This window comes from Phaeobacter sp. JH20_02 (assembly GCF_048056915.1).
GTDB lineage: Bacteria > Pseudomonadota > Alphaproteobacteria > Rhodobacterales > Rhodobacteraceae > Phaeobacter > Phaeobacter bryozoorum.
This window is the reverse complement of the sequence record NZ_JAYMVP010000022.1, coordinates 188,424-202,502: the sequence shown is the minus strand read 5'-3', so window position 1 is coordinate 202,502 and position 14,079 is coordinate 188,424. Positions and strand designations below refer to the sequence as shown.

Here is a 14,079-nt window from a genome sequence, read left to right as displayed (position 1 = left end):
CTTCATCGGCTGGAACGGTGTTATCGCAAACATTGCTGCGGCGCTTATCGCCTAATTCCCATTTTGCCGCAACTCCCCTAAAGCTTCATCATCAAATGGCGACGGACAGATGACATATTCACCATTCTTCTTGCATGGGGCCGGGCGCCCTGCCCGCTGGGTGATCTGCTGCGATCACGCCACCAACCATGTGCCCCCCTTTGTGAACAACGGCGGACTTGGCCTGCCGCGCGCGGACATGGAGCGCCACATTGCCTATGATATCGGCGCCTATGGGGTGGCACAGCAGTTGGGGCAGCTTCTGGATGCGCCGGTCATCGCCTCCAATTTCTCGCGACTGGTGATTGATCCAAACCGTGGCCCGGATGATCCGACCCTGCTTATGAAACTCTACGACGGGACCATCATTCCCGGCAACCGCCACGCCGATGCGGCCGAGCGAACGGCGCGGATGGCGGCCTGCTACCACCCCTATCATGATGCTCTGGCCGAGCTGCTGATGCGGCCCGGCGCAATTCTGGTGTCCATCCACTCCTTCACCCGCCAGCTGCGCGGACGTCCGCCACGGCCCTGGCACATCGGAATCCTGTCACCTGACAACGAGCCCCTGTCGCCCCATATCGTCACCGAGCTGAAGGCGCAGCCGGACCTCTGCGTCGGCGTGAATGCGCCCTACACAGGCTATCTGCCCGGCGATACGCTGGATCGACATGGTACCGCCCATGCGCGCCCAAACACGCTGATCGAACTGCGCAACGATCTGATTGCCAGTGCAGCCGAGCAGCAGGACTGGGCCGAACGTCTGGCCAATGTACTACCCTGCGCCTTGGACAAATCAGGTCTCTGACACCCGATAGGGCGCGGCCACCGGTGCGAGTTGCCCCGCCCGGATGCAACTGCTAGTCACGCAGATAGTGTCATGGAAGGAGCCCGACATGGACAAGCAGACCCAGATCGAACTAGAGGCGGCCGCCTTCCGCCGGTTGCGCCAGCACCTGATGGAAGACCGCACCGATGTGCAGAACATCGACATGATGAATCTCGCAGGGTTCTGCCGCAATTGCCTGTCGCGCTGGTATCAGGAAGCCGCCAATGAACGCGGCATCGAGATGGGAAAAGCCGAGGCACGTGAAAGCTTCTACGGCATGACCATGGATGAATGGAAAGCCAACTATCAGACCGAGGCCTCTGTCGAGAAACAGGCCGCTTTTGAGACCGCATTTCAAGAGAATGTAGGAAAAGAGCCCTCCTGACGGTCCAGCGCCGCCACCACGGACCGCGAGGTTGCTGCCGCGTGAAGCGACCTGATGAAGGCCCCGGCAGGGGCCTTTTTTGCGTCACTGCGCCCCTGACACATAGGCGATCATAGCCGATTGGTCGTCGGCGGGTCAGATCACGCCGATTTCCGCAAGCGCCTGCGACAGCTCAGGCGGCAACGGCTTTTCCGCCACACGCCCTTTTCGCAGATCCGGCGGCGTGTCCTCCGGCTTCAGATAGCGCCACCCCTGAAAAGCCCGCCGCGTTGCGACCTGTGTACGGTGGATTTCCGGCTCCAGAACAATTGCACAGCGGCGGATTCCGTCGCCACCGATCACCTCGTCCAGCCGCAGAATGCGTTGACGACACTGGATTTGTCCCTTGATCACCCAATAGATCGACCCACCATTGAGGATCTCCGCTTCGCGCTTGGGCCACATCCGCGTAACATGGCGCGGCAATCCCTCCGGCAACTGCTTGCGGTACTCCGCCTGCCAGGCTGCCAGCCCGTCAACAGTTTCAGTCCCAACGGAAAGTTTCACGAGGTTGATATAGTTATCCACAAGATGCCCACAGAGTCGTCCAGATGATCAACTCTATATTGTAGGTCAGACTGGCAGATCGACAAGGTGTTGTGGTACGATGATGATAAATTTACGCCTCCGCGCGATTTCTGCGTTGAGGATATCGGCGCGGCTGGTGTAGTCAGGCCGCCACCTTGCCACGACCGACCATAGGGATTCGCCATATGAGCCGCTTTGCCGCCCCGATTGCCGAACAGATCTGGGACATGAAATACCGTTTCAAACAGGCCGATGGCACCCCCATCGACCAGACCGTCGAAGACAGCTGGCGCCGCATCGCCCGCGACCTGGCACGGGCTGAGACCGATCCCAAGATGTGGGAGGACAAATTCTACGGCGCGCTTGAGGACTTCCAGTATCTGCCCGCTGGTCGGATCACCGCCGGTGCCGGCACCGCGCGGCAGGTGACCCTGTTCAACTGCTTCGTGATGGGCACCGTCCCCGACAGCATGGCTGGCATCTTCGACATGCTGAAAGAGGCCGCGCTGACCATGCAGCAGGGCGGTGGCATCGGCTATGACTTCTCCACCATCCGTCCGCGCGGCGCCGATGTGAAAGGTGTTGCCGCAGACGCCTCTGGCCCGCTCAGCTTCATGGATGTCTGGGACGCCATGTGCCGCACCATCATGTCCGCAGGCTCGCGCCGGGGCGCAATGATGGCGACCATGCGCTGCGACCATCCCGATATCGAGGCCTTCATCACCGCGAAATCCGACCCCGCCCGCCTGCGCATGTTCAACATGTCCGTGCTGGTCACCGACCCCTTCATGGAAGCGGTAAAGGCAGATGGATCCTGGGATCTGGTTTTTGGTGACAAGGTTTATCACACCGTCCAGGCGCGGGACCTGTGGAACAAGATCATGCAGGCGACCTATGATTACGCCGAACCCGGCGTGATCTTCATCGACCGCATCAACAAGGCCAACAACCTGTCCTACGTGGAACAGATCGCGGCCACCAACCCCTGCGGCGAACAGCCCCTGCCCCCCTATGGCGCCTGCCTGCTTGGCTCGATCAATCTGGCGCGCCTGGTCAAGAACCCCTTCGAGAAAGACTCCGAACTGGATCCGCTGGCCCTGAAAGAGCTGGTCGCCACCGCGGTGCGGATGATGGACAACGTTGTAGACGTGTCGAAATTCCCGCTGGAGGCCCAGGCACAGGAGGCCCAGAACAAGCGCCGCATCGGCCTTGGTGTAACAGGCCTTGCCGACGCACTGCTGATGCTGGGGCTGCGCTATGGCTCGGACGAAGCCGCGCGGCAGACCGAGGATTGGCTGCACGCGATCGCCCGCGCGGCCTATCTGGCCTCGGTGGATCTGGCCAAGGAAAAAGGCGCCTTCCCGCTGTTCGATGCGGATGCCTACCTGGCGTCGGGCACCATGATGAATATGGACGAGGATGTGCGCGACGCAATCCGCGAACACGGTATCCGCAACGCGCTGCTGACCTCCATCGCACCGACCGGCACCATCTCGCTTTATGCGGGCAACGTGTCCTCGGGGATCGAACCCGTCTTTGCCTATGCCTATACCCGCAAGGTCCTGCAAAAGGACGGCAGCCGCACTGAAGAGGAAGTCGTGGATTACGCCGTGCAGATGTGGCGCGACAAGTTCGGCGACAAGGAGCTGCCCGACTATTTCGTCAACGCCCAGACCCTGCCCCCCTCCGACCACGTCAAGATGCAGGCGGCGGCGCAGAAATGGATCGACTCGTCGATCTCCAAGACCATCAACTGCCCCGAAGACATTTCCTTTGATGAGTTCAAGGACGTCTACATGCAGGCTTGGGACCTTGGTTGCAAAGGCTGCACCACCTATCGCCCCAATGACGTAACCGGCTCAGTCCTGACCGTCAGCGAAAGCTCCGACAAGGCGCCGGGCGAAAGCGCCGATGCACCGCATCAAAGCGATATGGGCGAGAATGGCGCCGAAGTGGTCTATATGTCAGAGCCGCTGGACCGCCCGCAGTCTCTGGAAGGTCACACCTACAAGCTGAAGTGGCCGGATTCCGAGCACGCCATTTACCTCACCATCAACGACATCATCATCAACGGCCACCGCCGCCCGTTTGAGGTCTTCATCAACTCCAAGAACATGGAGCATTACGCCTGGACCCTGGCGCTGACCCGGATGATCTCGGCCGTGTTCCGCCGTGGCGGCGATGTGTCTTTTGTCGTCGAGGAGCTGAAAGCGGTCTTCGATCCGCGGGGCGGCGCTTGGGTGCAAGGCAAATACATCCCCTCCATTCTGGCGGCGATCGGCGGCGTGATTGAAACCCATATGGTGGCAACCGGCTTCCTCGAAGGTGAAGGCATGGGGCTGAAATCAGATCCGCAAGCGGAAGTGGTTTCCCTCAATGCTCCACGCGGCAAACCCTGCCCCAGCTGCGGCCAATACGATCTGCAGATGGTGGAAGGCTGCATGACCTGCCGCAGCTGCGGCCACAGCAAATGCGGGTAACCTGCGGCACCTGATGTCTCGATAGTCGGACGCAGCATGACCTGCCCATTCAGAGGCGCTTCTTAGCCTTCTGATGCACAGTAAGTAGACCACCGGGAGCCCCGCTCTCGGTGGTTTTCTATTAGGCATACTTTCTGCAAAACACCGACTTTGTTGGAGGTTTCTTTCAGGAAAAGCAGCCTGCCTTCAACGTGGAGTTCGCCATCGGCTCCCGGGAAGAGGGAAAAAACTCGCTAGCTGCGCATCCGTCAGCTAGAAGAGATCAGACATGGTCAACACTCAGTTTTCGAACCGTGAGTCACGCATCCTGTCAGAAACCAATCGGCCTCCCCCTCGGTGAACCGATCGAGCCTGTGAGCGATTTCCAGTCAAGCCCCTGGAATGCCGACGAAAAGCGATGGCTCTTGGGACAAGAACCATCTTCAACGCGGCCATCAAACCACCATGGGCCTACGACAGATAGACCGTTAGCCGCAGGGCGCAAGCTGCTGAGAGTTTTGGATTTTTGGATGTCTTCACATCAAAATGTGAAATGGTGCGGTCGAGAAGACTCGAACTTCCACGGGTGTTACCCCACAGCGACCTCAACGCTGCGCGTCTACCAATTCCGCCACGACCGCACTGTCTTGACTTGGTGTAGCGGCGTATAGACGAGCGCGGGACGGTTGTGAAGATGCAAAATGATCATTTCTCAGGCTTTTCTGCTCGCCCGAAAAAGGAACGGGGGCGGATGATCATTCCGCCCCCGTTGACAGGTCTGATGGTGTGAAAACCAATCAGTCCGTTGAGAAACTCGGCAGCGCGGCCGCGGTGCTGGACGCCGGTACCGGTTGTGCCAATGCGCCGGTCAGGCCCGCAGCGGCGGCCTTGATCAGGGCGACTCGTTCCGGCTGTCCGGGTGCGAAGACCGGATCAACCCCGGCCTCCAGCGCGGAAACAGCTGTCTGATACCAGCCCTGTGCCTGCTCGGGCGATTTCGCAACGCCAAAGCCCTGCGCCAGGTGATGGCCGATCAGCTCTGCATAGGGACGCTGGCCGACACCAACCATGATGAGCGCCGCTCCTAGCGCCACCTCCATATTGTCACGGCGATACCCCGAGAACAGGCAGATCCCGGCGGTATTGGACAGCTGCTCGATCGACATGTTGGATTGCAGCACAAATTTCTGCACGTCGGAAATCAAGGCGTCACTGCCCGTGGTCGCCAGTTTGGCAAGATAGGGTTGAACAGCAGGCCCAAAGGCGTCGCACTGGCTGTCGACCTGTGCCTGGCTCACTCCCTGCACCTTGGCCACAAGCGCTTCGCCGGAATTGATCGCATAGGACCGGGTCAGGCAGAACTGCTCTCCCAATGCCAGCTCCGGGTCGCGCAGATTGGCAACGGTCATATAGCCACCGTTGGAACTGGTGAGCAGGCTGACCTTGCTGCAATGGCTGGTGAGCGACGCGGTGCTTGCCGCCGGTGCCGGTTGCTGGAACAGCTGAATGCCGGCCAGCCCGCCTCCGGCAGGAGCGGGTGCGGGAGCAGGCGCCGGAGCGACGGCCTGCGGCGCGGAGGCCAGCACAGTTGCTCCCGGAGCGGGTGCGGGCGCAGGGGCCGGGGTTGGCACAGCCGCCTGAACCGTGCCAGACGTCGGCTCATCCGTCATCCGGCAGACGCCCTGATGACAGGCGAAGTTTGCCGTCGTGACGCCCCGCGCCATGAAGTCATTGCGCTGATAGCCCTGCGGCGTTGAGGCAAAGACCATGACGGAGCAATGCGACGCACCGCACCAGAAGGAGCTGCCGGACACCGAGGTGTCGATCATGTAGTCGTTCTTGCCATCGCCGTTCAGATCCGCCAGCTGCATGAAACCCGAACGTTGCAACAGCTGTTCGGCGCTGGGATCGGCGCTGGCCGCGATTTCATCCACGGCCTGGCTGACTTCAAACGGCAGGCCGCCGTAGCTGCCATAGCCGGCTGCACTCGCGCTGCGGGTGCCGGTCGCCTCATCCCGCCAGATCCGCAACAGCCCGCGCACGCCATTGGGACCCTGCATCGCCTTGATCACCTGCGGGCCGCCAATCTGGGCGCGGCTGTAGGACGACACCAGGAAATCCCGTTCATATTGTGTCAGCTGCCCGGTCGCCGGGAAACCCATATGCCCCTGATACTGCGCCACGGCGCTGCGGGATTTGCGCCCCATCACGCCATCGGGGGAGCCGGCGGGAAAGCCGAAGTAATTCAGCGCCGTCTGCGTTTCACGGTTCTGCGCCCGCGCGGGCGAATAGGTCCGTTTGCGGGTCACCGGCTGTTTGCGCGCGCGGTTTTTATGCGCTTCATTTACGATCACGCCGCCGATGATACTGCCGACCAGCGCCGCGCCAAGATTGTCAGCAACCGCCGGAGCAGCCCCGGAGGTCGCCAGAATTGATGCTGCCAATGTAGTTTTAAGAGATTTTGAGAACATATTACGCGTCCCCCCCATTGATGAATACACGCAATCACGGTAGCGCACGACCCATCACGCAGGCCAGAAAATTCCGCGCATTGCTCTATAGTGGTTACAAAAGTCATAACAAAGGACACCGTCGATGGTTGAATGGATCACCACCTCCGGCCTGACCGGCTATGACGAGGCCGTCACCTTCATGGAGGAGCGTGCGGCGGGTATTGCCGCAGGAACCCACGAGGAATGTATCTGGCTGGTTGAACATCCCCCGCTCTATACGGCCGGCACTTCGGCGCGGCCCGGCGATCTGACCGACCCCGACCGTTTCCCGGTCTACGCAAGCAAGCGCGGCGGACAATATACCTACCACGGACCCGGCCAGCGCGTGGTTTACGTCATGCTGGATGTCGCCAAACGGGGCCGCGATGTGCGCTGTTTCGTCCGCCAGCTGGAGCGCTGGGTGATCCTGGCGCTCGACCGGTTCAACGTGACCGGCCATATCCGCGACGGCCGTGTCGGCGTCTGGGTGGAGCGGGACGACAAACCCCTGCGGCCCAACGGAGAGAAGACCGAGGACAAGATCGCTGCAATCGGTATCCGCCTGCGCAAATGGGTGAGCTTTCACGGCATTTCGATCAACGTGGAGCCTGACCTCAGCCATTTTGACGGCATCGTCCCCTGCGGCATCACCGAATTCGGCGTTACCAGCCTCGTGGATCTGGGGTTGCCGGTCACGATGACGGATGTGGATGTGGCGCTGAAGCAATGTTTCGATGTCGCCTTTGCCACAACCGATACCTGTGCCCTTGACTAGGCGTCAGCCCCCGTTGCGCGACAGGCCGATCATGACGTCATGCGCTGACGCAGGTCGTCGATCGCTGCAAACACCAGCTCCGGCTGGGCATAGAGCAGCATGGTACCGGCGCGTTTGCTGACCCGGATCTGAAGGTTGGCGTGACCACTCCCCAGCGCGGCCTGCAATTTGTCGACCGGCGTCACGGTATCTTCTCCGCCATGCAGATAGATGGTCGGCGCGGCCTTGGCACAATGGCGCATGTCGCGCGAGCGAACCGCCAACCGCAGATCAATTTCGTAGCCGCCGCGCCCCTGCTGCATCATCATCCTGTGGCTCTGGTCCAGAACCGCGCTCAACGCGGGGTCAGCCAGCAGTTGACGGTCCGCGCTTTCGCGGGCGATCTGGCGCGACACCAGGACCTGCGGCCCCTTTTGCCGCACGGACCGTGACCAGCTGCGCACCACAAGCGGCAGCACCGCGCTGGCATGGACCGCGCTCAGCGCCAGCGCGCGCTGATGCCCGCGCAGGGCCCTTGCATGTCCGATACTGGGCAATGGCAGTGTCGCGCCGATACAGACCACCCCGCCCAGCCGGTCACGCAGCCTGCGCCCGGCGGCGGCGGCAAACAGGCATCCGCTGCGATGCCCCATCAGGATGGGATTGACCAAACCCTCCGCGTCGATCAGCGCATCCAACTGGGTTACGAATAAATCAATCGGATCAGTCCCGCTCGGCAAACTGTCCGAGCCACCATAGCCGCAGCGCAAAGGTGCCAGACACCGCAGGCCACGCGCCCGCAACTGCGGTTGCAGCCGCTGGATCGCCGCAACCCCGTCAAAGATACCATGGACAAAGATCACCGGCTGGCCGCGCTCGGCGCCAAACTGCAAATATTGTGAAGTCAGCCCGGACGCCAGGCTCAGTACGCGTTGTGGGGGTGACGCGCGACCCGCAGCGATATCGTGATCGCGAGTCGTCTGCTGCATGAGATAGGCAAGGAACCGCAGCATCTCAGGGCAGTTTGGCGCTGCAGTTTTGCTGAGCATCTGGCCCAGAAGGGCCAGTTCAGGCCCGCGTTCGCCACCGGTCCCGATGCGCAGCTCAATCCAGTCGGCCTCAATCAACAGATGACGCAGCAGCGACATTTCCTCCGGATCAAAGCCGAACCGCAATGCCACCTGATCTGCCGCCACATCCGACCAGCCGGTCGTAAGCTGTTCCACCAGAACCGCCGGTGCCGAGGGGTCCACGGCCCGTAATCGGCCGCGCCATGCAGCCATGTCAGACGGGCGCGCGCCAGAAAGACCATCGACGGCGCCCAGCCTCTCCCCGCGGCCGCCCACCGCTTGGCACATCAGCAGCCGCCCCCCCTCGCCCCGCAGCAACGTAAGTGCAGGGCGCGGGCTATCCTCATCAAAAAGCGTGTGCCACAGCGGCAGCTTGGCATCAGCAACCCCAATGGCCTGAGCGATCCAGGGCGCGGTGATGCGCCCACGGCTCGGCCAGTCATCACCTGCGGCCAGAATCTCCGCCTCGCGCGATACCAGCAGCCAGTTTCTCGCACCGCAGGGAAGCACTGCCTGAAGCTCTGGCCAGGATCCATGGTTCTGCGCCGCGATCAGGCGACTCCTGAGATAGATGGCGCGGTCAAAGTGACGTCCGATCAGCGCCGCCCCGGCAAGCTCGCCTTCAGGTGACAAATGCGCCGAAAGCCCCAGCCCATCAGAAGAGCCCGCAGATCCCTGCCAGGAGCTGGCAACCGCCTTACCGGCGCCAACCGGCGTCGATCCTATCAGTGCGCTCTTGGCTTTCCCGGCGACACCATCATAGCCCGCACGGATCAGCCGGTCCCGCCAGGCGACCGCATTGGACGCGCCAAGAACAGAGCCGTAGACGGCCGCTGCCACCGTCTCGTCCGACAGCCCCCTTAGATCACCACTATCCTCTGCCGTCTTACCCACGGCCCCTCCTCAGCAACATACACAGGCCAAACGCCCGTCACTTTGCAAAACCATGGCGCATCTGCGCAGGTTGGTATGAACATAAGCAGCCCCGACCAATACGAGACTGCCGCAACTTTCATTTCCGGTTCCCCTTCGCCGGGCGCTGCAAAGACACCACGGGCAGGCCAGGGACAGGCCGCCATAAACATGAAACCCACATCGCTCCGCCTGGACAGCTGCGCTGCCAAGCCCCCTCCCGATATCGGTTCAGTTCTCAGTTCTTCAGGCCCTATGGCCGAGACTGCCGGGACCCTAGGATAAACGGGTCACACATATCAATATAAATTTCATCCAAAGGTAGAATAACTGGTCCGCGACTTCGCGCCTGTGCATCAGCACAGCAACACGAGCCGCGACAGGCCAGGACAGCCCGCCGGTAATCGCTTACTCTGAGAACATGCGGCCTCTATCAGGCGGCGGCGCCCACGGCCTTACGCATTATCTCCGCATGTGCCTGCAAAACACCCGGATCGGCCATTATGCCCGGTGGTCGCACTGTATCGCCGTCGCGACGTGGCAGCACGTGGAAATGCAGATGGAACACCTCCTGCCCACCCGCAGCCTCGTTGAACTGCTGAATGGTAATCCCTTGGGCGTCAAATGCCTGCATCGCGATCCGACCGATCTTCTGCACGGTCGCCATGACCGCCGCCAGCTGGGCCGGCGATGCGTCAAGGACATTCCGGCAGGGCGTCTTGGGGATCACCAGCATATGCCCGTCGGAGCGCGGCATGATATCCATGAACACCAGCGTGTCATTGTCTTCGTAGACTTTGTGCGCTGGCAGTTCTCCGAGCAGAATTTTTGCGAAGATATTGTTTGGATCGTACACCGCCACTATCTGCCCTCCGTAGCTATCAACGGGAACTTGCGTGGCTATCGCCCGCTGGTCAAGCACACAAGGACCGCCCGTTCGATAAAACACGGCTAAATCCTTCCCGGACGACCCAAGGCCGGGGGGCGCTTCGCCGTGACATACGCCGGACCACGGCGCCAAAGGATCAGAAAGGCAGCCCGAAAGGGCCTGCCCGCGACAATTATTCTTGATCCATATCAAACTCCGCCATTGAAGGCCTGTTGCCGGCGAACTAAAACGCAGGATGAGTCTAGGCCCGCCGGGGACGGTGTTTGTTGGCCTATCGTTATGCAACAGGAGGCACCTTAATGGCAGATGCAGCCATTCATGGTCACGGCCACGAAGACGAGCGCGGTTTTTTCACCCGCTGGTTCATGAGCACGAACCATAAGGATATCGGCATTCTCTACCTGATCGTTTCGGCGATCGTTGGTTTCATCTCCGTCGCGTTCACCGTTTACATGCGGCTTGAACTGATGGATCCCGGCGTTCAGTACATGTGCCTTGAAGGTGCACGTCTTTTTGCAGATGCGTCTGCGGCATGTACCCCCAACGGGCATCTGTGGAACGTTCTGATCACCGGCCACGGCATCCTGATGATGTTCTTCGTGGTTATTCCCGCGCTGTTCGGCGGGTTCGGCAACTACTTCATGCCGCTACAGATCGGCGCGCCGGACATGGCGTTCCCGCGGATGAACAACCTGTCGTTCTGGATGTATGTCGCGGGCACCTCGCTCGCGGTTGCCTCGGTCCTCGCACCGGGCGGCAACGACCAGGCCGGTTCCGGCGTCGGCTGGGTTCTCTACCCGCCGCTGTCCACCAACGAAGGCGGCTTCTCCATGGACCTGGCGATCTTCGCCGTTCACGTCTCTGGTGCGTCCTCGATCCTCGGTGCGATCAACATGATCACCACCTTCCTGAACATGCGTGCCCCCGGCATGACCCTGTTCAAGGTGCCGCTGTTCTCCTGGTCGATCTTCGTCACCTCCTGGCTGATCCTGCTGTCCCTGCCCGTTCTGGCCGGCGCGATCACAATGCTGCTGATGGACCGCAACTTTGGGTTCACCTTCTTTGACCCTGCCGGCGGCGGCGACCCGATCCTGTATCAGCACATCCTGTGGTTCTTCGGCCACCCGGAAGTGTACATCGTGATCCTGCCGGGCTTTGGCATCATCTCCCACGTGATCGCGACCTTCGCCCGCAAACCGGTCTTCGGCTACCTGCCGATGGTCTGGGCGATCATCGCGATTGGTGTTCTAGGCTTTGTCGTCTGGGCGCACCACATGTACACCGTCGGCATGTCGCTGAACCAGCAAGCCTACTTCATGCTGGCCACCATGGTGATCGCGGTTCCGACCGGGGTTAAGGTGTTCTCCTGGATCGCCACCATGTGGGGCGGCTCGATCGAGTTCAAAGCTCCGATGATGTTCGCCTTCGGCTTCCTGTTCCTGTTCACCGTCGGCGGTGTGACCGGCGTGGTGCTGTCGCAGGCGGCTGTCGACCGCGCCTATCACGACACCTACTACGTGGTTGCGCACTTCCATTACGTGATGTCGCTGGGTGCTGTCTTTGCGATCTTCTCCGGTGTGTACTTCTACTTCGGCAAGATGACCGGTCGTCAGTACTCCGAGCTGGGCGCCCAGATCCATTTCTGGATGTTCTTCATCGGCGCCAACCTGACCTTCTTCCCCCAGCACTTCCTGGGCCGTCAGGGCATGCCGCGTCGTTACATCGACTACCCGGAAGGCTTTGCGTACTGGAACAAGATCTCGTCCTATGGCGCGTTCCTGTCCTTTGCATCGTTCCTGCTGTTCTTTGGCGTTGTGATCTACTCGCTGCTGCGCGGTGCCCGCATCACCCAGAACAACTACTGGAACGAATATGCGGATACGCTGGAGTGGACCCTGCCCTCTCCGCCGCCGGAGCACACGTTCGAAATCCTGCCCAAGCAGGAAGACTGGGATCGCTCCCATTCGCACTAAGGTGTTGATGAACTGAATGACAGACAGGCCCCGGAGCACCCGCTTCGGGGCCTTCTTTGTGCCCGCAGCACCGACCCGGTTCCCCCCTTTGCAGCTGCGACGCATGGCCCTGTCGAGATGCTGGACAGGCCGCTGGCGGACGCTAAATTCACGCCATGCCGTATCAATGGATCACAGCCCGAACCGACAGCAATCAAGAGCTGCACCTCTGGCCGCATCAGTCGCTGCCGCCAGAGGGCTATGTCCGCTTTCTGGGGGTGCTTGCGGCGCTGATCACCATCCCGATGATCCCCCTTTTGGGCAGTGCGGCGCTCTGGGGGGTTCTGCCCTTTGTGACAGCGACGCTGTTTGCGGTGAAATGGGCACTGGATCGCAGTCGCCGTGACCGGCATGTGCTGGAAGTGCTGACGCTGGACTCCACCGATGCGCATCTGGAGCGCATCAACCCGACCGGACAGCGCCAGAACTGGCGTTGTAACCGCTATTGGACACAGGTCGAACTGCATGCCGATGACGGACCCGTGCCGAATTACGTCACCCTGCGCGGCAGTGGCCGAGAGGTCGAAATCGGCGCCTTCCTGTCCGAGGAGGAACGCAAGGCGCTCTATGAGGATCTGAAGACCGCGCTGCACCGGCACAGCCCGTGACACCCCGATGCCGGAGCGCCCCGCATAACTGCACCTTTGACTTTGGCCGGGGCGCCGCGTATCAGAGGCATATGTTCATTACGTCCGTATCCTTTTCGATCCAGTATTATCCGCTGTTTTCATAACGGCGGACGTATTCTCATTTCTTGATGTTCATCCCGCCGCGTTCCGGCGGACAGAGGCAGCATCTCACATCATCCCAACGGCAGCGCGGCACAGACCGGAGCCCGATGTCGATGTCGCTTTCCACCAGATTTCCCCGCGTTGGCCTGATTGGTTTTGGCGCCTTTGGCCAGCTGATCGCCCGTCACCTGTCGCCGCTGGTGCCGATCTGCGTGCATGATCCAGCCTCAGGCTGTGACCTGCCGCAACACCCGTCCCTGCGTTTCTGCCCGCTTGCCGAAACCGCCGCCTGCCCGCTGGTCATTCTTGCCGTCCCTGTCAGTGCGATGGAGCAGCTCTGCCACGAGATTGCACCGCTGCTCACCCCCGGCGCATTGGTGATGGATGTCGGTTCTGTCAAAATGGCGCCGGCGGAGGTGATGCTGCGGACCCTGCCGCCTGAGGTCCAGCTTCTGGGAAGCCATCCCTTGTTCGGCCCCCAAAGCGCCGCGCAGGGTCTCGCCGGTCAGAAAATCGCCCTCTGCCCCTTACGCGGCGGGCGCCCCTTGCGTCTGGCGGCGCTGCTGCGCCATGTCTTCGGGCTCGATGTCATCTGGACCACACCCGAGGCCCATGACCGCGAGCTGGCGACAGTACAGGGTCTGACCCATCTGATCGCCCAGGCGCTCAGTCAGGTTGCATCGGGTCCCCTGCGGATGACCACAGCCAGTTTCGAACTGATGCAACAGGCCAGCCGGATGGTCGCCGGAGATGCCCCCAACGTGCAGCAGGCGATCCTGCGCGACAATCCCTTTGCCGCTGAGGTGCGCGAGGCCTTCCTGCAATGCGCGGCCGACCTCGGCCAATCATCCACATACCAGCCCCGGGCAACCCCCTGGTCGGCAACCCAATGCCCAGCAAAAAGCCCGCCAAAGGTGGCGGGCTTCTGATCTGACAGCGA

The 14,079-nt window shown here is 61.3% G+C and carries 11 protein-coding genes and 1 tRNA gene; 7 read left to right on the top strand and 5 right to left on the bottom strand.

Going from position 1 to position 14,079, the window contains the following annotated elements:
* The first annotated feature begins 109 nt into the window (after positions 1 to 109).
* Together VWY34_RS07730 and VWY34_RS07725 are read left to right on the top strand one after the other, a co-directional pair.
* The gene (locus VWY34_RS07730; RefSeq protein ID WP_416545116.1) at positions 110 to 847 is read left to right on the top strand and encodes an N-formylglutamate amidohydrolase; all 738 of its coding nucleotides are present in this window, start codon (positions 110 to 112) and stop codon (positions 845 to 847) included.
* An 88-nt stretch (positions 848 to 935) separates the two neighbouring features.
* On the top strand, positions 936 to 1,253 hold the full coding sequence (locus VWY34_RS07725; protein ID WP_416535842.1) for a DUF1244 domain-containing protein: 318 nt from the start codon (positions 936 to 938) through the stop codon (positions 1,251 to 1,253).
* A gap of 135 nt (positions 1,254 to 1,388) precedes the next feature.
* Here the strand turns inward: VWY34_RS07725 and VWY34_RS07720 are convergent, their stop codons facing one another.
* Positions 1,389 to 1,820 (bottom strand): DUF1489 family protein, encoded by a 432-nt coding sequence (locus tag VWY34_RS07720; RefSeq protein WP_416538417.1) that lies wholly within the window; start codon positions 1,818 to 1,820, stop codon positions 1,389 to 1,391.
* Positions 1,821 to 2,005: 185 nt separating this feature from the next.
* Here VWY34_RS07720 and VWY34_RS07715 point away from each other — a divergent pair, with 185 nt between their 5' ends.
* Positions 2,006 to 4,300 carry an adenosylcobalamin-dependent ribonucleoside-diphosphate reductase gene (locus tag VWY34_RS07715; protein ID WP_416545114.1) on the top strand — a complete coding sequence of 765 codons (2,295 nt, stop codon included), beginning with the start codon at positions 2,006 to 2,008 and terminating at the stop codon, positions 4,298 to 4,300.
* 533 nt (positions 4,301 to 4,833) lie between these two features.
* On the opposite strand, the gene VWY34_RS07710 is transcribed toward VWY34_RS07715, so the two are convergent.
* A tRNA-Leu gene (locus VWY34_RS07710) sits at positions 4,834 to 4,920 on the bottom strand.
* A gap of 156 nt (positions 4,921 to 5,076) precedes the next feature.
* Complete coding sequence (locus tag VWY34_RS07705; RefSeq protein WP_340544704.1) at positions 5,077 to 6,750, bottom strand: peptidoglycan-binding domain-containing protein; 1,674 nt, start codon at positions 6,748 to 6,750, stop codon at positions 5,077 to 5,079.
* A 124-nt stretch (positions 6,751 to 6,874) separates the two neighbouring features.
* Here VWY34_RS07705 and lipB point away from each other — a divergent pair, with 124 nt between their 5' ends.
* A complete protein-coding gene (gene lipB, locus VWY34_RS07700) occupies positions 6,875 to 7,546 on the top strand; it encodes a lipoyl(octanoyl) transferase LipB (protein WP_416539331.1) in 672 nt (223 codons plus the stop codon).
* A 29-nt stretch (positions 7,547 to 7,575) separates the two neighbouring features.
* Here lipB and VWY34_RS07695 read toward each other — a convergent pair whose 3' ends face one another.
* A complete protein-coding gene (locus tag VWY34_RS07695; RefSeq protein WP_416545112.1) occupies positions 7,576 to 9,489 on the bottom strand; it encodes an alpha/beta fold hydrolase in 1,914 nt (637 codons plus the stop codon).
* A 451-nt stretch (positions 9,490 to 9,940) separates the two neighbouring features.
* The gene (locus VWY34_RS07690) at positions 9,941 to 10,369 is read right to left on the bottom strand and encodes an HIT family protein (protein ID WP_416545110.1); all 429 of its coding nucleotides are present in this window, start codon (positions 10,367 to 10,369) and stop codon (positions 9,941 to 9,943) included.
* 326 nt (positions 10,370 to 10,695) lie between these two features.
* On the opposite strand from VWY34_RS07690, the gene VWY34_RS07685 reads away from it, so the two are divergent.
* The 3 genes from VWY34_RS07685 to VWY34_RS07675 all read left to right on the top strand — a co-directional run bounded on the left by VWY34_RS07685 (position 10,696) and on the right by VWY34_RS07675 (position 14,068).
* Entirely contained in the window at positions 10,696 to 12,369 is a 1,674-nt protein-coding gene (locus VWY34_RS07685) for a cytochrome c oxidase subunit 1 (RefSeq protein WP_340544700.1), read from the top strand.
* A gap of 155 nt (positions 12,370 to 12,524) precedes the next feature.
* Entirely contained in the window at positions 12,525 to 13,016 is a 492-nt protein-coding gene (locus tag VWY34_RS07680; protein ID WP_416545108.1) for a DUF2244 domain-containing protein, read from the top strand.
* A 230-nt stretch (positions 13,017 to 13,246) separates the two neighbouring features.
* The gene (locus tag VWY34_RS07675; RefSeq protein ID WP_416535792.1) at positions 13,247 to 14,068 is read left to right on the top strand and encodes a prephenate dehydrogenase/arogenate dehydrogenase family protein; all 822 of its coding nucleotides are present in this window, start codon (positions 13,247 to 13,249) and stop codon (positions 14,066 to 14,068) included.
* The last annotated feature ends 11 nt before the right edge of the window (positions 14,069 to 14,079 follow it).

Bases quoted from the DNA above. Each gene is read 5' to 3' on its own strand.
- VWY34_RS07675 (WP_416535792.1), top strand. From the start codon at position 13,247: ATGTCGATGTCGCTTTCCACCAGATTTCCCCGCGTTGGCCTGATTGGT.
- VWY34_RS07715 (WP_416545114.1), top strand. From the start codon at position 2,006: ATGAGCCGCTTTGCCGCCCCGATTGCCGAACAGATCTGGGACATGAAA.
- VWY34_RS07725 (WP_416535842.1), top strand. From the start codon at position 936: ATGGACAAGCAGACCCAGATCGAACTAGAGGCGGCCGCCTTCCGCCGG.
- lipB (WP_416539331.1), top strand. From the start codon at position 6,875: ATGGTTGAATGGATCACCACCTCCGGCCTGACCGGCTATGACGAGGCC.
- VWY34_RS07730 (WP_416545116.1), top strand. From the start codon at position 110: ATGACATATTCACCATTCTTCTTGCATGGGGCCGGGCGCCCTGCCCGC.
- VWY34_RS07685 (WP_340544700.1), top strand. From the start codon at position 10,696: ATGGCAGATGCAGCCATTCATGGTCACGGCCACGAAGACGAGCGCGGT.
- VWY34_RS07680 (WP_416545108.1), top strand. From the start codon at position 12,525: ATGCCGTATCAATGGATCACAGCCCGAACCGACAGCAATCAAGAGCTG.
- VWY34_RS07705 (WP_340544704.1), bottom strand. From the start codon at position 6,750: ATGTTCTCAAAATCTCTTAAAACTACATTGGCAGCATCAATTCTGGCG.